The following is a 16,510-nucleotide window of genomic DNA, read 5'->3' as shown; positions in this document are numbered from 1 at the left end:
CCGCCCGAACACGACTGACTATAAGTGAACCGACCATCATGATGCGCAGCCACTATTGCGGCCAACTGAACGAGAGCCTGGACGGCCAGGAAATCACCCTTTGCGGCTGGGTCCACCGCCGCCGTGACCATGGCGGGGTGATTTTCCTCGACGTCCGCGATCGCGAGGGCATGGCCCAAGTGGTGTTCGACCCGGACCGCGCCGAATCCTTTTCCGCCGCGGATCGCGTGCGCAGTGAGTATGTGGTGCGTATTCGCGGCAAGGTGCGCTTGCGCCCGGCTGGCGCGGTGAACCCGAACATGGCCTCCGGTGCCATCGAGGTACTGGGCTACGAGCTGGAAGTACTCAATGAGTCCGAAACCCCTCCGTTCCCGTTGAACGAATATTCCGATGTGGGTGAAGAAACCCGCCTGCGCTACCGCTACATCGACCTGCGCCGCCCCGAAATGGCCGAGAAGCTGCGCCTGCGTTCGCGCATCACCAGCAGCGTGCGCCGCTTCCTTGATGAAAACGGCTTCCTGGACGTCGAAACGCCCATCCTTACCCGTGCAACCCCCGAGGGTGCGCGCGACTACCTGGTGCCTAGCCGTACCCACGCCGGCAGCTTCTTCGCGTTGCCACAATCTCCTCAGCAGTTCAAACAGCTGCTGATGGTGGCCGGCTTCGACCGTTACTACCAGATCGCCAAGTGCTTCCGCGATGAAGACCTGCGTGCTGACCGCCAGCCGGAATTCACTCAGATCGACATCGAAACCAGCTTCCTGGACGAAAGCGAGATCATGGGCCTGACCGAAGGCATGATCCGCCAATTGTTCAAGGAAGTGCTGAACGTAGAGTTCGGTGAGTTCCTGCACATGACCTACGAAGAGGCCATGCGCCGCTACGGCTCGGACAAGCCTGACTTGCGTATCCCGCTGGAACTGGTAGACGTCGCCGACCAGCTCAAGGGTGTGGAATTCAAGGTCTTCAGCGGCCCGGCCAACGATCCCAAGTGCCGTGTAGCCGCGTTGCGAGTGCCTAACGGCGCCAGCATGCCGCGCAGCAAGATCGACGAGTACACCAAGTTCGTCAGCATCTACGGGGCCAAGGGCCTGGCCTACATCAAGGTCAACGAGCGTGCCAAGGGCGTGGACGGCTTGCAGTCGCCTATCGTCAAGAACATTCCGGAAGCCAACCTGAACGTGATCCTCGATCGCGTGGGCGCGGTGGATGGCGATATCGTGTTCTTCGGCGCGGACAAAGCCAAGGTCGTCAGCGAAGCCCTGGGCGCGCTGCGTATTCGCCTGGGCAATGACTTGGAGCTGCACACCTGTGAGTGGGCACCGATGTGGGTCATCGACTTCCCGATGTTCGAAGAGAACGACGACGGTAGCGTGAGCGCGGTACACCACCCATTCACTGCGCCCAAGTGCAGCCCTGCCGAACTGGAAGCCAACCCCAGCGGCGCGCTGTCCCGTGCCTACGACATGGTGCTCAATGGTACCGAGCTTGGCGGCGGGTCTATCCGTATTCACCGCAAGGAAATGCAGCAGGCGGTGTTCCGCCTGCTGGGCATCGACGCGGCCGAGCAAGAGGAGAAGTTCGGCTTCCTGCTGGACGCGCTCAAGTTCGGCGCCCCGCCCCATGGCGGCCTGGCCTTTGGCCTGGACCGCTTGGTCATGCTGATGACCGGCGCTCAATCCATTCGGGAAGTCATTGCCTTCCCGAAAACCCAGAGCGCCGCCGATGTGATGACCCAGGCGCCGGGCGCGGTGGATGCCAAGGCCCTGCGCGAGTTGCACATTCGCCTGCGCGAACAGCCCAAGGCCGAATAACGGGCGCGCTTTGGCGTTCCTTGTACTACCCTGCGCCCCCGCCGCGTTTCGCGCGCGGGGGTGGTTTGTCATGAAAACGTTTTGGAGTCTGTATGGCCGGTCATTCCAAGTGGGCGAACATCAAGCACCGCAAAGAACGCCAGGATGCCAAAAGAGGCAAGATCTTCACCAAGTGGATTCGTGAACTGACGGTCGCGGCCAAGCAGGGTGGGGGCGATCCCGCCTCCAACCCACGACTGCGCCTGGCGCTGGACAAAGCCCTGGGCGCCAACATGAGCCGCGATATCATCGAGCGGGCCATCGCGCGGGGCGCAGGCACCACTGACGGCGAGAACGTCGAGGAACTGAGCTACGAAGGCTATGGCCCCGGTGGCGTAGCCGTGATGGTCGAGGCCATGAGCGACAACCGCAACCGCACCGCGGCAGCGGTTCGACATGCTTTCAGCAAGTGCGGCGGCAACCTGGGCACCGATGGCTCGGTCGCTTATCTGTTCGACCGCAAGGGCCAGCTGAGCTTTGCGCCTGGGGTAGACGAGGACGCGTTGATGGAAGCGGCCATGGAGGCAGACGCCGACGACGTGGTCACCCACGAAGACGGCTCCATGGACGTGTTCACCTCCTTCGCCAGCTTCTATGCCGTGCGCACCAAGCTCGAAGAGCTGGGCTTCAAGGCCGCCGACGCGGAAATCATCATGGCGCCCAGTACTCAGGCAGAGCTCGATCGCGACGGCGCGGAAAAGGTCATCAAGCTGATCGACATGCTTGAAGACTTGGACGACGTTCAGAACGTGTATTCGAACGCTGCCATCTCCGATGACATCATGGAACAGCTCGGTTGAGCCTTATTCTTGGGATCGACCCCGGCTCGCGGATCACCGGTTACGGTGTAGTGCTCGACCGCGGGCTTGGGCGAGGCTGCGAGTACGTGGCCTCCGGGTGTATCCGCACCGGCAGTGGCGAGCTGCACGAACGGCTGCAGGTGGTTTACCGCAGCGTGCGTGAGGTCATCAGCGCCCATGGGCCGGTTACCATGGGCATCGAGCGGGTGTTCATGGCGCGTAACGCCGACTCTGCCCTAAAGCTCGGCCAGGCCAGGGGCGCGGCTATCGTGGCGGCGGCGGAGGAGGGCTTGGAAATCGCCGAATATTCCGCTACCCAGGTCAAACAGGCCATCACCGGCACGGGCGGTGCCAGCAAGGAACAGGTGCAACTGATGGTGATGCACTTGCTCAAGCTCACCACCAAGCCCCAGATAGACGCCTCCGACGCTTTGGCGATTGCATTGTGCCATGCCCACACCCGATCCAGCCTGGTACCCCATGGCCTGTCTACGGCACGTAGCCGTGGTGGCCGCCTCAGGCTCTAGCCGCAGCATCCCCTAAAACTTTTTCGTTTGCCGATGCTCGTCATGCTGCGATCATGGACATTGGCTGGCGGACAGCCTTCGGCATCTCAGGAACTCATCGTGATCGGACGTTTGCGCGGCACCCTGGCGGAAAAACAACCGCCACACCTAATTCTCGATGTCAATGGGCTTGGCTATGAGCTGGAAGTGCCCATGACTACGCTGTATCGCCTGCCACCAGTGGGCCAAGCGCTTACCTTGCATACGCACCTGGTGGTGCGCGAAGACGCCCAATTGCTCTATGGCTTCTACGAGCGGCGTGAGCGAGAGCTGTTTCGTGAATTGATTCGCCTTAACGGGGTGGGGCCAAAACTGGCCTTGGCCTTGATGTCCAGCCTGGAAGTGGACGAACTGGTGCGCTGCGTGCAGGCCCAGGACACTAGCGCCTTGGTCAAGGTACCGGGCGTGGGCAAAAAAACAGCCGAGCGCCTATTGGTCGAACTCAAGGACCGCTTCAAGGCCTGGCAAGCCACCCCTGCCATGTTCGAGCTGGTACCCGACGATGGCAGCCGGCCCAGGCCAGTGGCGGCCACCGCGGAAACCGACGCGGTCAGCGCGTTGGTATCCTTGGGTTATAAGCCTCAGGAAGCCAGCAAGGCCGTGGCAGCGGTCAACGAAAAGGGCCTTTCCAGTGAAGACCTGATTCGCCGCGCCCTTAAAGGGATGATCTAACGTGATTGAAGCCGACCGCCTGATTTCCGCCACGGGGCGAGACCGTGAAGAACAGCAAGACCGCGCCATTCGGCCGTTGCAGTTGGCTGAATACATCGGCCAGCCAGTGGTGCGCGAACAGATGGAGCTGTTCATCCAGGCGGCCCGAGGGCGCGGCGAGTCTCTGGACCACACGCTGATCTTCGGCCCACCAGGGCTGGGTAAAACCACCCTGGCCAATATCATTGCCGAAGAAATGGGCGTGTCCATCAAAAGCACGTCCGGGCCGGTGCTGGAGCGCCCGGGTGACTTGGCGGCCATGCTGACCAACCTCGAACCTCACGATGTACTGTTCATCGACGAAATCCACCGGTTGTCACCCATTGTCGAAGAAGTGCTGTACCCGGCCATGGAAGATTTCCAGCTGGACATCATGATTGGCGAAGGGCCGGCTGCCCGCTCCATCAAACTGGACCTGCCGCCCTTTACCCTAGTGGGGGCTACCACTCGCGCCGGCATGCTTACCAACCCCCTGCGCGACCGCTTCGGTATCGTTCAGCGGCTGGAGTTCTACAATAACGCAGACCTGGCCACCATCGTGGCACGTTCGGCGCGCATCCTGGGTTTGAGCATCGACCCGGACGGCGCCTTCGAAATCGCCCGTCGTGCCCGCGGTACGCCACGGATCGCCAACCGCCTGCTGCGTCGAGTGCGTGATTATGCTCAGGTACGGGGCAAGGGTGATATCACCAAGCCGGTCGCGGACCTGGCGTTGAACATGCTCGACGTAGACGAGCGTGGCCTGGACCACCAGGACCGTCGCCTGCTGCTGACCATGATCGAGAAGTTCGACGGTGGCCCGGTTGGGGTCGATAACCTGGCCGCGGCCATCAGCGAGGAGCGCCATACCATCGAGGATGTGTTGGAGCCGTACCTGATTCAGCAGGGCTATATCATGCGTACGCCGCGGGGGAGGGTGGTAACGCGTCATGCTTACTTGCACTTCGGCCTGAACCGGCCTGAGTTGTCCGACCCCGGCTTTCCGGATGAGCCGGCATGATTGCGTTCGGTTGCGCCGATCAAATGGCCGATTCAGTGGTCCTAGGCTCGCACAAAATGGATTTAAGTGAAGGTTTCAATGCGGCGCCCTCGGCCGGTATGAAGGCTCGGCAACCTGTGGCCTTCACGCCACTGAAAAAACAATTGCTGGGTTGGATTGGCAACCTACGGAGTTCGCACTAGAGTATGCGCGCGCAAAACGGGCTAGCGCCGTTCATTTATCGTTGTCGCGTCTACTACGAGGACACCGATGCCGGCGGTATCGTTTACTACGTCAACTACCTCAAGTTCATGGAACGGGCACGCACCGAGCGCTTGCGCGAGTTGGGCTATGTCCAGTCCGTGCTTGCGGCCGAGAACATGCTGTTCGTGGTTCATACCAGCGAAGCGCGTTATCACGTGCCGGCGCGGTTGGACGACGAACTGCTGGTGAGTGTCGAAGTAGGTGAACTCAACCGTGCCAGCCTGCGCTTCATGCAGCAGGTGCGGCGCGCTTGCGACCAGCAACTGCTGTGCGAGGGCCAGTTTCTAGTGGCCTGCGTACGTGCCGACAACTTCAAACCCCGAGCCATTCCACCCGCCATGCACGCGGCCTTCGCCGCCAAAGATGGCCCGGGTACAACTCAAGAGCAGGAGATCCAGCGTGGAAGCTAACGCCGTCGACCATACCTCCATGTGGAGCCTGGTCAGTAACGCCAGCATCGTGGTGCAACTGGTTATGCTGATCCTGGTGGCCGCCTCGGTCACTTCGTGGGTCATTATTTTCCAGCGCAGTAACCTGATCCGTGCAGGGCGCCGAGCCCTGGACGCCTTTGAAGAACGCTTCTGGTCGGGCATCGACCTCTCCAAGCTGTATCGGCAGGCAGGCAGCAACCCAGACCCAGACTCTGGCGTGGAGCAAGTATTCCGCGCAGGCTTCAAGGAGTTCTCGCGGCTGCGCCAACAGCCAGGCGTGGACCCCGACGCGGTAATGGAAGGCGTGGGCCGTGCCATGCGGGTGGCCATCTCCCGTGAAGAAGAAAAGCTCGAACAAACCCTTCCATTCTTGGCCACCGTGGGTTCCACCAGCCCGTATATCGGCCTGTTCGGTACCGTATGGGGGATCATGAACTCCTTCCGCGGCCTGGCCGGTGCCCAGCAAGCGACCTTGGCAACCGTTGCACCGGGTATTGCCGAAGCGTTGATTGCTACCGCCATTGGTTTGTTCGCGGCTATCCCGGCGGTTATCGCCTATAACCGGTTCGCTGCCCGTAGCGAAACCCTGATCAGCCGTTACTACACCTTCGCCGATGAGTTCCAGGCGATCCTGCACCGTAAAGTGCACACCAGCGAAGAGTAAGCAGGTATTTTCCAATGGCTCGAGTTCGGCAAAAACGCAAGCCGGTAGCCGAGATGAACGTAGTGCCCTATATCGATGTGATGTTGGTACTGCTGGTCATCTTCATGGTTACCGCACCCATGCTCAACCAGGGCGTGAAAGTGGACTTGCCCAAGGTATCCAGCGAAGCCCTGCCACAGGATAACAACGTGCAGGTGCTGACCATTTCCATCAAGGCGGATAAAACCTACTACTGGAACCTGGGCAGCGAAGTCGATACCGACAAGCAAATGGCCAAGGCCAACACCTTGCCCCAAATGACTCAGGCCGTAACGGCGATCATCAACCAGGGCAACGAGAACGGCAAAAAGACCCAAGTGTTCATCCGCGGTGACAAAGCGGTGGACTATGGTGCCGTGATGGGCGCCATGGGCGGCCTGCAAAAGGCTGGCGTGGGTAATGTCGGCCTGATTACCGAGGCCCCGTGATGCGACATCGAGAGCATTCCGCCTCGGAAAACTACTTCTGGCCCGCAGTGTGGGCCGTAGCACTGCACGTGCTGATCTTCGGCATGCTGTTCGTCAGCTTCGCCATGACGCCTGAGTTGCCGCCAGCCCGGCCTATCGTTCAGGCGACCCTCTATCAGCTCAAGTCCAAGAGCCAGGCCACGACTCAGACCAACCAAAAGCTTGCAGGCGAAGCCAAGAAATCCGCGGCGCGTCAGACGGAAGTCGAGCAGATGGAGACCAAAAAGGTCGAGCAGGAGGAAATAAAAGCGGCGGAACAAAAGAAAGCGGACGCCGCTCAAAAGGCCGAAGCCGCCCAGAAGGCCGATGAAGCCAAGAAAGCCGACGCCGCGGCCAAAGCTGCGGAAGCCGCGAAGGCTGCAGAAGCTGCCAAGGCAGCCGAGGCCGCAAAAGCCGCCGCGGCGAAGAAAGCCGAACAGGCTGATGTCGCCAAAAAACGCGCCGAAGACGAAGCCAAGAAGCAGGCTGAAGAAGAGGCGAAAAAACAGGCCGCTGACGACGCTAAAAAGAAAGCCGCCGCGGACGCTGCCAAGGCTGCTGAAGACGCCAAGAAAAAAGCTGCCGACGACGCCAAGGCCAAGGCTGCTGATGCCGCTAAGGCTAAAGCTGCCGAGGATGCGAAGAAGAAAGCGGCCGCCGATGCGGCCAAGAAAAAGGCACAAGATGCTGCGCGCAAGGCTGCCGAGGACAAAAAGGCCCAGGCATTGGCCGACTTGCTGTCCGATACGCCCCAGCGTCAGCAGGCCTTGGCCGATGAGCAGGGTGATGAGGTCGCGGGTAACTTCGATGATTTGATCCGCTCTCGCGCTGCTGAGGGCTGGGCTCGCCCACCGTCCGCGCGCAAAGGCATGATCGTGGTACTGCAAATCAACATGCTGCCTGACGGCACGGTAACCAATGTCAGCGTGGCGAAGTCCAGCGGAGATGGCCCGTTCGACAGTTCAGCGGTAGCGGCGGTGAAGAATATTGGTCGTTTGACCGAAATGCAGGGTCTGAAGCCTGCTGATTTCAACCCTTACCGTTCCTTCAAAATGACATTCACACCTGAGGATCTTGCGTTGTGATTACCCTTCTCCGAGGACTGCTTGTCGTGCTGTGTTGCGCGGCGGGGTTGGTCAACGCCGACGAAAAAAACATTATGGTCACCAGCGGCAGTGATCGTGCCACGCCTATCGCGGTAGTGCCTTTCGGCTACCAGGGCGGCTCGTTGCCTGACGACATGGCGCAAATCATCGGTGATGACCTGCGCAACTCTGGCTACTATGCCCCCATCCCCCGGCAGAATATGATCAGCCTGCCCGCCCAGCCTAGCGAAGTGATCTTCCGTGACTGGAAAGCCCTGGGGGCTCAATACTTGATGGTTGGCAGTATCGTGCCAGCCGGCGGGCGCTTGCAGGTGCAGTACACCCTGTTTAACGTGGCGACTGAACAGCAAGTGACTACCGGCAGCGTGAGTGGCGGGGTAGATCAACTGCGCGACATGGCGCATTTTATTGCCGATCAGTCCTTTGAAAAACTGACCGGCATCAAAGGTGCGTTTTCCACTCGCATGTTGTACGTCACCGCCGAGCGTTTAGGTGGCAGTAATACGCGTTACACATTGCAGCGCTCGGACTATGACGGTGCTCGCGCCGTAACCTTGCTGCAATCGCGCGAGCCTATCTTGTCTCCCCGTTACGCACCGGACGGCAAGCGCATCGCTTATGTGTCCTTCGAACAAAAACGCCCACGTATCTTTATTCAATATGTAGATACTGGCCGTCGTGAGCAGCTCACCAACTTCGAAGGCCTTAATGGCGCTCCAGCATTCTCCCCGGACGGCAACCGACTGGCATTTGTGTTGTCCAAGGATGGCAACCCGGAGATTTATGTAATGGACCTTGGCAGCCGTGGCCTGACCCGCGTAACCAACAGCCCTGCCATCGATACCGAACCTTTCTGGGGCAAGGACGGCTCTACTATTTATTTCACCTCCGACCGTGGCGGTAAACCGCAGATCTATAAAACGTCGGTGGGCGGCGGCAACGCTGAACGAGTAACTTTCGTCGGTAACTACAACGCTAACCCTAAACTGTCAGCCGACGAAAAAACGTTGGTGATGATCCATCGTCAAGATGGCTTCACCAATTTCAAGGTGGCTTCTCAGGATCTAATTCGAGGTAATGTGAAGATCCTCACGGACTCGAGTCTTGATGAGTCGCCTACTGTTGCGCCCAACGGCACCATGGTAATCTACGCCACCCGCTCGCAGGGCCGGGGAGTCTTGATGCTCGTGTCCTTGAATGGACGCGTAAGGCTCCCGCTTCCTACCGCACAAGGCGAAGTCAGAGAACCTTCCTGGTCCCCTTACCTGAACTGACGCGGCGCACAACGTTGTACTTAACACACTGGGGTTCATTAGGAGTTTTACGATGGAAATGCTGAAGTTTGGTAAATTCGCTGCGCTGGCCTTGGCCATGGCCGTGGCTGTAGGTTGCTCCTCCAAGGGCGGCGATAACGCTGGTGAAGGCAACGGTGCTGGTTCTGGTTCTATGGATCCGAACGCTGGTTATGGTGCAAACACCGGCGCTGTCGACGGCAGCATGAGCGAAGAAGCTGCTCTGCGCGCTATCACCACCTTCTACTTCGAGTACGACAGCTCTGACCTGAAGCCAGAAGCCATGCGTGCCCTGGACGTTCACGCCAAGGACCTGAAAGCTAGCGGCGCTCGCGTCGTTCTGGAAGGTAATACCGACGAGCGCGGTACCCGTGAATACAACATGGCGCTGGGTGAGCGTCGTGCCAAGGCCGTTCAGCGCTACATGGTCCTGCAGGGCGTTTCTCCAGCTCAGCTTGAAATTGTTTCCTACGGCGAAGAGCGTCCAGTCGCTACCGGTAACGACGAGCAGTCCTGGGCTCAAAACCGTCGCGTCGAACTGCGTAAGTAATTCGTCATGCGAACGTGCCGCCGTGCTTTAACTACTCTGGTGCTTGCCCTTCCGGTTTCGGCGTGGGCAGCAGTTCCCGTGGTTGATGGAAGTGGCGCCGGTAACGGTGCCAGCTATCCACCCTCAGGTTATGGCACGAGCGGCGCCTACGCCGGGGCGGGGGCCTCTTCGGCCCCTGTTTCGGCGCAGGGCGAGCTGTTCATGCAACTTCAGCAAATGCAGGAAGATATCGCGCGCCTTCGTGGGCAGGTAGAAGTCCAGCAAAATGACATTCAGCGCATGAAGCAAGAAGCGCTGGACCGTTACCAGGACCTGGATCGCCGTATCGGCACAGGTGCGCCTGCGCAACAACCGGCAAATGCCATCGATCCATCTGCGAATTCTGCCACTGGCGGTGCTTCTGGCACTGACATGGCTTCAGCCGACCAAGGCGCCGCGAGCTCCGAGCCCGCCGACCCCGCCAAGGAAAAGCTCTACTACGATGCGGCCTTCGACCTGATCAAGGCGAAGGACTTCGATAAGGCGAGCCAGGCATTTTCAGCTTTCCTGCGTAAATACCCCAGTAGCCAATACGCAGGTAATGCTCAGTACTGGCTGGGTGAGGTAAACCTGGCCAAGGGTGACCTGCAGGGTGCTGGCCAAGCTTTTGCGAAGGTGAGTCAGCTGTATCCCAAGCACCCTAAGGTGCCGGATTCGCTCTATAAACTAGCGGATGTAGAGCGTCGCCTGGGGCACACTGACCGGGTCAAGCCTATCCTTCAACAGGTAATCAGCCAGTACCCAGGTACCGCGGCTGCGCAATTGGCGCAGCGGGATCTGCAAAAACTCTGACCGACCGGCCAAACTTCACGAATCAACCCGCGCACGCCGCGGGTTTTTTCGTTAGAATTTGCGCCCTTTATTCACAACCTTCGTAAGCGCGGCCCCTGGCCAGCGGGCGCGGGTGCTAACGGAGGCGGGTGGCCTGTTTAGCTGCCACGCCCGTGGCGACTATGTCTAACACATTACGTATTACCGAAATCTTTCACTCATTGCAGGGGGAGACCCGAACCGCTGGCTTGCCAACGGTGTTCGTTCGCCTGACCGGCTGTCCACTGCGCTGCCAATACTGCGACAGTGCCTATGCCTTCACTGGCGGCACGCTCTATACCCTCGACGACATCATGGAGCAGGTTGCCGCCTTTCGGCCACGCTATGTGTGCGTGACCGGTGGCGAGCCAATGGCCCAGCCCAACGCCATCCCACTGATGCAGCGGCTATGTGACGCTGGCTATGAAGTGTCTTTGGAAACCAGCGGCGCGCTGGACATTAGCGCCACGGACCCCCGAGTCAGCCGTGTGGTGGACCTGAAAACCCCAGGTTCTCGCGAGGTCCATCGCAACCGTTACGAAAACATGGCACTGCTTACGCGCAATGACCAAGTGAAATTTGTGATCTGCTCTCGGGAAGACTACGACTGGGCCGTGTCCAAGATGATCGAGTACAACCTGGCCGAGCGGGCAGGGGAAGTTTTGTTTTCCCCCAGCCACCATGACATCAAGGCCAGCGAACTAGCCGATTGGGTAGTCGCCGACAATTTACCGGTCCGCTTCCAACTGCAGCTGCACAAATTGTTGTGGAACGACGAACCCGGCCGCTGAATGAGGAGAGCATCTGTGTCTGACAAGAAAGCCGTTATCTTGCTGTCTGGCGGGCTAGACTCCGCCACAGTAGTAGCCATGGCACGTGCCGAAGGCTACACCTGCTATACCATGAGCTTCGACTATGGCCAGCGCCACCGCGCCGAACTGCACGCCGCAGCCCAGGTTGCCAGAGACCTGAACGTTGTAGAACACAAGGTTATCGGCCTTAACCTCAACGGCATCGGCGGTTCCGCCCTGACTGATAGCAGCATCGACGTACCAGAGGCGCCCACCGAAGGCATTCCGGTGACTTACGTGCCAGCGCGCAACACCGTGTTTCTGTCTCTGGCCTTAGGCTGGGCAGAAGTGCTGGGCGCGCAGGATATTTTCATCGGCGTAAACGCCGTGGACTACTCCGGTTACCCAGATTGCCGCCCAGAATTCGTAGAGGCTTTCGAGCGTATGGCCAACCTGGCCACCAAGGCAGGCGTCGAAGGTCAGGGCTTCCGCATTCGCGCACCGCTGCAGAATCTGAGCAAGGCCGATATCGTAAAAGCCGGCATGGCCCATGGCGTGGACTACAGCCTGACCGTCTCCTGCTACCAGGCCAACGCAGCGGGCGAAGCCTGCCGTAAGTGCGACAGCTGCCGACTACGCGCCGAAGGCTTCGCTGCCGCGGGCGTGCCGGACCCTACCCGTTATTTCTAGTTTTTTACCTGACAGGGGTTGATTACTGCTTAAAAATCAGTATGATACGCCCCACCAAAAGGGGTCGTTAGCTCAGTTGGTAGAGCAGTTGGCTTTTAACCAATTGGTCGTAGGTTCGAATCCCACACGACCCACCATGTTCCGCCTGAACCCTCCTATATGGAGGGTTTTTGCGTTTCTGTAGCTCTGGCTTGCAGCCGTCTGGCGCAAAACATATACCGCTAGCGGAATGTTGTCGAACCACAATTGAGCTGCGTCAGACTCTTTCAATCGCCTACCCGCGGCGCAGATACCCTGGCGTCATGCCTGCCACCCAGTGCTTATTTTGAGCTTCTGCCACAGCAAGGCCTCCCTCCTCCTGGCCACCGTTCTACTTGAAGCCATTGGCGCGCCTGAATGAAGAGGGGTACAAAGCAAAGGCAAGTAGGCTAGCAGGGGACAAGGGCAGGTGATAATTTGCGCGCTCTTAACACTAACCCAATAGCCAGCAAGCCGGCCGCGGGCGTTACCCCGCGACCTTTATCGCCTTATGCAGCGAAGTCGCTTTGCTGCAGTTGGGTCACGCCCACCAACTGGATCTCGAACTCGGCGCTGGCGTCAGCGTTTACGCTGCCGTACAGGATGCCGTTTTCGAAACGCAACTGGCCTGCGGCGTTGCTACTGCTAAACGCTTGGCTGCCGATGAAGCTGAAGCTGCCATGGGCTTCAGTGGTCGAGTTGGCATCAATGCCGGTGAGGTCAAGTTTGTCGCCCTCGGTGGTTTTAAAGCCCTGGATCACATCGCGCAAGCTGCCCAACCCCACATCACCCAATGCAGTGAATGTGTAGGTATCGGCTCCCGTACCGCCGGTGAGTGTGTCGGTGCCCGCGCCGCCAATAAGCGTATCGTCACCGGCACCGCCCAGCAGAGTGTCGTTGTCGTCGCCGCCGTCGAGCACGTTGGCGGCACTGCTACCGGTAAGGGAGTCGCTAAAATGACTACCGATCACGTTCTCGATGTACTTGAGGGTGTCCAAGCCAGAGCCGCCGGTATTTTGCTGGGCACTGCTGCTCAAGCCCACAGTCACCCCGGCCGTAGCGAAGGCATAAGAGACGGTGTCGTTGCCGTCACGGCCGTCCAGCACGTTGTTACCGCTGCCGGCGAACAATATGTTATCCAGTGCGTTACCGATACCGTTGGCAGTGCCAGTAGTATTGATCACCAGGTTTTCCACATTGCTGCTCAGGGTCCAGGTCGCCAGGCTGGTGTACACGGTGTCGATGCCGCCCACGACGCTGTTACTGTTGTTCTCGACGGTGGTGTCGTCGATGTTATCGACATAGTAGGTGTCTGAGCCATTGCCTCCGGTCATGCTGTCGGCGCCGCCTTTGCCATCCAGTACGTTAGCCGCGTCGTTGCCGGTAATGAAGTTGCGCAGGGCGTTACCAGTGCCGTCGATGGCCGAGTAGCCGGTGAGCACCAAGTACTCCAGGTTATTGCCCAACGTCCAGCTGACAGACGCTTTTACAGTGTCAATCTGGGTAGCAGACGCATTGGTTTCAGTGACCACGTCCAGTGCGTTGTCAACGATGTATACATCCTTGCCATCGCCCCCAGTCATGTTATCCGCGCCAAGGTCGCCGTCCAGGGTGTCGCCGTAGGCGCTGCCTACCAGGGTGTCGTCTTGGTCGGTACCGAGAATGTTGCCGCCATTCTGGCTAGCCACTTCGTTGTACACATCCTGGGCGGTACGGTTGTCGGTAGTGTTGCCCTTGTAGCCAAGGTCTGTGGCGATATAGTCGGCCAGGCGCTGGCCCACGATTTCGGCAGACTCTTCATGCAAGTGCCACACGTCGTCCGGGTAGGTGACGGGGTCGGCTTCCTGACGCAGTGGCAGGTCGGTGTAGTCCACGGCCAGGTCTACGTCTGAACGCTCTGCGGCCATCGCTTCCTGTGCTGCTCGCACGGCCACCAAGCCTTTTTGGATCTGGGCGATCTTGTCCTCATCATAGCCACGCACCCGCGCGGCATCCGCGTCGTAGTGCCCAGTTTCCATGATGTAGACCTTGAAGTCCCCCAACTGCGCGTGCAGGTAGTCGAACACTTTCAGCGTGTTGGCTTTATACGCGGCAGCCTGCGCGGCGGGGTTGGCGGCGCGGCCGATCTCCTGCGCGGCTTCCTCGCCCTGGCCCCAGATGATGCCCATGGTCACGTTGTCGGTGGCCTTGAGGCTGGCAAGCTGCTCTTGTAGCAGGCCCACGGCGCGCAGCAAGGCTGGCCCCGGTTTGTTGGTGTCGGACAACCACCAAGACAGGCGCAGTTCTTCTTCGCTACCGGTAGACAACCCGTTCACTGTGCTGCCACCTACGGCCACGTCGATACCATTGCCGTCGGCATCGGTGAATTGGCTGCGCACGTCGTAATCGGTGTATTTTTTCAGGTCATTGACCAGTTCGGTGATGCCCGACTGCGCATCATCGTCGGTCATGCGCAGAAGCCGGGCGTTGGACTGGCCCAGTGTGGGCACGAAGAGGATGTGTTGCGGGGCGCGCTCGGCAAACACAAAGTCACTGGCGCTCAGGGTGGCGGAATAATTGCCCTGCAAGGTGACTTCGAAGCGGTTGCCATCGGCATCTGATTCGCCCGATTTGATGTAGGTTTTGCCACCGCTGGAGGTGATGGAAAGCGTACCGTGGCTACCATCGCCCAAGCCAAGAATGCCTAGCGAGGAGACGTCGATCTTGTCCACGCCAACGGTGAAGTCGGTGATGGTATCGCTGGCGGTAATCCCACCGGCGTCGTAATCGCGATAGCTATCAGTGACCGCCGAGAAACGGAAGGTGTCCGCGCCTGCGTCGCCGGTAAGGATGTCCGCCCCTGTCCCGCCGTCCAAAACGTCGGCCCCGGCGTTGCCTTTAAGGGTGTCAGCGCCGCCCAAACCTAGAAGCAGGTCATCGTGGGTGGTGCCAGTCAAAGTATCTTTGCCCGCAGTGCCGGTGAGGGTGGTGCGTGGCGCTTCGGCAACACTTACCGCGAACAGGTCGCTGGCAGAGGCGCCCTTGCTGTCCGTGGCGGTGACTAAGAAGTTGTACACACCGGCGGCGTTATCGTCCGGGGTACCGCTGAAGGTCAGGGTTTTTGCGTCAAAGGTCAGCCAGGAAGGCAGCGCCGTGCCGTCTTGAAGGGTAGCGGTGTACGTTAGCGCATCGTTGTCGGCGTCGGTGAATGCGGTCTGCGACAGGGTGTAGCTAAAGGCGGTATTTTCGGTCGCTGTGCTGTCCTGCAGCGGGTCGGTGACCATCGGCGCGTTGTTCGCCGGCAGGCTGCCAGACGAGAACACGAAGTTGGACGCTTTCAAGGTGGTGAGGTAGTTGCCCTGAAGCCCTAGCTCGAAGCGGTTGCCACTGGCATCGGCGTCCAGGCTCTTGATATAGGTGCGGTTGGCGGTGCTGTTGTATTGCACCAGCAGGGTGCCGTTATTACCGTTCCCCAAGCCCCGGAAGCCCAGGCCGACGAGGTCAATGCTGTCCATGCTGACGTCGAAATCGGTGATCAGGTCGGTGTATGCCGTATTGGCAGTGCGGTAACTGTCGGTCAGGGTGGTGATGCGGAAAGTATCAGCCCCCGCGCCGCCCATCAGGTTATCGGCACCGCCGCCGCCTACGAGCAGGTCATTGCCAGTGCCGCCCTTGAGGGTGTCCGCACCGGCCAGGCCGAACAGTTGATCATTGCCGCTGGTGCCCGTGAGCACGTCCTTGCCCACGGTACCGCTGATTACATTGCCTTGGGCCGGGGGTACATCTTTGACTGCCAGGACGAAGGTATCGCTGACGGTGCCAGCCTTACCGTCGTTGGCGGTCACGGTTACGTTGAAAGTGCCGGCGGCGCTCGCATCCGGGGTGCCGCTGAAGGTGCGGGTCGCGGCATCGAATTTGAGCCACGCCGGCAAGGCGCTGCCGTCAGCCAGGGTAGCGGTGAAGCTCAGGGTGTCGTTGTCGGCGTCGGAGAAGCTGCCTGCCGGGATCACGTAGCTGAACGGGGTGGTCTCGCTGGCGCTTTGGTCTGCCAGAGGTACGGCCACCAGCGGCGCATGGTTGACCGGAACAGGGGTGTCCTGTACGGCCAGGGCGAAGGTGTCGCTGACGGTGCCAGCCTTACCGTCGTTGGCGGTCACGGTCACGTTAAAGGTACCGGCGGCGCTCGCATCCGGGGTGCCGCTGAAGGTGCGGGTCGCGGCATCGAATTTGAGCCATGCCGGCAAGGCGCTGCCGTCAGCCAGGGTAGCGGTGAAGCTCAGGGCGTCATTGTCGGCGTCGGAGAAGCTGCCTGCCGGGATCACGTAGCTGAACGGGGTAGTCTCGCTGGCGCTTTGGTCTGCCAGAGGTACGGCCACAACGGGCGCATGGTTAACGACTGGCGCACTGTTGAAGATAAAGTCCGTCGCTTTGAGCGTGTTGAGCAGATTACCCGTGACTGCCAACTCCAAGCGCTTGCCGCTG

At 59.8% G+C, this 16,510-nt stretch carries 15 protein-coding genes and 1 tRNA gene; 15 read left to right on the top strand and 1 reads right to left on the bottom strand.

The genetic code is table 11. The annotated features are described in order from the left end of the window. The first annotated feature begins 38 nt into the window (after positions 1 to 38). From aspS to ACWKV4_RS08735, 15 genes are all read left to right on the top strand, one after another. Positions 39 to 1,814, top strand: a complete 1,776-nt coding sequence (gene aspS, locus ACWKV4_RS08805) for an aspartate--tRNA ligase (protein ID WP_483831690.1) — start codon at positions 39 to 41, stop codon at positions 1,812 to 1,814. Between the two features lie 92 nt (positions 1,815 to 1,906). Continuing rightward, positions 1,907 to 2,653: a YebC/PmpR family DNA-binding transcriptional regulator gene (locus ACWKV4_RS08800; protein ID WP_483831689.1), complete on the top strand. Its 747-nt coding sequence runs from the start codon at positions 1,907 to 1,909 to the stop codon at positions 2,651 to 2,653. Then, positions 2,650 to 3,180: a crossover junction endodeoxyribonuclease RuvC gene (gene ruvC, locus ACWKV4_RS08795; RefSeq protein ID WP_483831688.1), complete on the top strand. Its 531-nt coding sequence runs from the start codon at positions 2,650 to 2,652 to the stop codon at positions 3,178 to 3,180. Before ACWKV4_RS08800 ends, ruvC begins: the two co-directional genes overlap by 4 nt. 99 nt (positions 3,181 to 3,279) lie before the next feature. After that, complete coding sequence (ruvA, locus tag ACWKV4_RS08790) at positions 3,280 to 3,891, top strand: Holliday junction branch migration protein RuvA (RefSeq protein ID WP_483831687.1); 612 nt, start codon at positions 3,280 to 3,282, stop codon at positions 3,889 to 3,891. A 1-nt stretch (position 3,892) separates the two neighbouring features. Continuing rightward, positions 3,893 to 4,930, top strand: a complete 1,038-nt coding sequence (gene ruvB, locus ACWKV4_RS08785) for a Holliday junction branch migration DNA helicase RuvB (RefSeq protein ID WP_483831686.1) — start codon at positions 3,893 to 3,895, stop codon at positions 4,928 to 4,930. Between the two features lie 185 nt (positions 4,931 to 5,115). Continuing rightward, positions 5,116 to 5,583 (top strand): tol-pal system-associated acyl-CoA thioesterase, encoded by a 468-nt coding sequence (ybgC, locus tag ACWKV4_RS08780; protein WP_483831685.1) that lies wholly within the window; start codon positions 5,116 to 5,118, stop codon positions 5,581 to 5,583. After that, positions 5,573 to 6,268, top strand: coding sequence for a protein TolQ (gene tolQ / locus ACWKV4_RS08775; protein WP_483831684.1), 696 nt, complete (start codon positions 5,573 to 5,575; stop codon positions 6,266 to 6,268). Before ybgC ends, tolQ begins: the two co-directional genes overlap by 11 nt. Before the next feature lie 14 nt (positions 6,269 to 6,282). Beyond that, a complete protein-coding gene (gene tolR / locus ACWKV4_RS08770) occupies positions 6,283 to 6,735 on the top strand; it encodes a protein TolR (RefSeq protein ID WP_483831683.1) in 453 nt (150 codons plus the stop codon). Next, on the top strand, positions 6,735 to 7,838 hold the full coding sequence (gene tolA / locus ACWKV4_RS08765; protein ID WP_483831732.1) for a cell envelope integrity protein TolA: 1,104 nt from the start codon (positions 6,735 to 6,737) through the stop codon (positions 7,836 to 7,838). The genes tolR and tolA overlap by 1 nt, the downstream gene beginning before the upstream one ends. After that, positions 7,835 to 9,133 (top strand): Tol-Pal system beta propeller repeat protein TolB, encoded by a 1,299-nt coding sequence (gene tolB / locus ACWKV4_RS08760; RefSeq protein ID WP_483831682.1) that lies wholly within the window; start codon positions 7,835 to 7,837, stop codon positions 9,131 to 9,133. The genes tolA and tolB overlap by 4 nt, the downstream gene beginning before the upstream one ends. Before the next feature lie 52 nt (positions 9,134 to 9,185). Then, positions 9,186 to 9,701, top strand: coding sequence for a peptidoglycan-associated lipoprotein Pal (gene pal / locus ACWKV4_RS08755; RefSeq protein ID WP_483831681.1), 516 nt, complete (start codon positions 9,186 to 9,188; stop codon positions 9,699 to 9,701). A gap of 6 nt (positions 9,702 to 9,707) precedes the next feature. Further along, positions 9,708 to 10,532, top strand: a complete 825-nt coding sequence (gene ybgF, locus ACWKV4_RS08750; RefSeq protein WP_483831680.1) for a tol-pal system protein YbgF — start codon at positions 9,708 to 9,710, stop codon at positions 10,530 to 10,532. Between the two features lie 161 nt (positions 10,533 to 10,693). Continuing rightward, a complete protein-coding gene (queE, locus tag ACWKV4_RS08745; protein ID WP_483831679.1) occupies positions 10,694 to 11,341 on the top strand; it encodes a 7-carboxy-7-deazaguanine synthase QueE in 648 nt (215 codons plus the stop codon). 15 nt (positions 11,342 to 11,356) lie between these two features. Continuing rightward, on the top strand, positions 11,357 to 12,031 hold the full coding sequence (queC, locus tag ACWKV4_RS08740; RefSeq protein ID WP_483831678.1) for a 7-cyano-7-deazaguanine synthase QueC: 675 nt from the start codon (positions 11,357 to 11,359) through the stop codon (positions 12,029 to 12,031). 61 nt (positions 12,032 to 12,092) lie between these two features. Continuing rightward, positions 12,093 to 12,168, top strand: a tRNA-Lys gene (locus ACWKV4_RS08735). Between the two features lie 390 nt (positions 12,169 to 12,558). Here the strand turns inward: ACWKV4_RS08735 and ACWKV4_RS08730 are convergent. Then, a partial coding sequence (locus ACWKV4_RS08730) for a putative Ig domain-containing protein (protein WP_483831677.1) occupies positions 12,559 to 16,510 on the bottom strand: 3,952 nt, incomplete at its 5' end.

The organism is Pseudomonas artemisiae, from assembly GCF_057128685.1.
This window is presented reverse-complemented; position numbering and strand designations above follow the sequence as displayed.

Bases quoted from the DNA above. Each gene is read 5' to 3' on its own strand.
- aspS (WP_483831690.1), top strand. From the start codon at position 39: ATGATGCGCAGCCACTATTGCGGCCAACTGAACGAGAGCCTGGACGGC.
- ACWKV4_RS08800 (WP_483831689.1), top strand. From the start codon at position 1,907: ATGGCCGGTCATTCCAAGTGGGCGAACATCAAGCACCGCAAAGAACGC.
- ybgC (WP_483831685.1), top strand. From the start codon at position 5,116: ATGCGCGCGCAAAACGGGCTAGCGCCGTTCATTTATCGTTGTCGCGTC.
- tolR (WP_483831683.1), top strand. From the start codon at position 6,283: ATGGCTCGAGTTCGGCAAAAACGCAAGCCGGTAGCCGAGATGAACGTA.
- tolA (WP_483831732.1), top strand. From the start codon at position 6,735: ATGCGACATCGAGAGCATTCCGCCTCGGAAAACTACTTCTGGCCCGCA.
- pal (WP_483831681.1), top strand. From the start codon at position 9,186: ATGGAAATGCTGAAGTTTGGTAAATTCGCTGCGCTGGCCTTGGCCATG.
- ybgF (WP_483831680.1), top strand. From the start codon at position 9,708: ATGCGAACGTGCCGCCGTGCTTTAACTACTCTGGTGCTTGCCCTTCCG.
- queE (WP_483831679.1), top strand. From the start codon at position 10,694: ATGTCTAACACATTACGTATTACCGAAATCTTTCACTCATTGCAGGGG.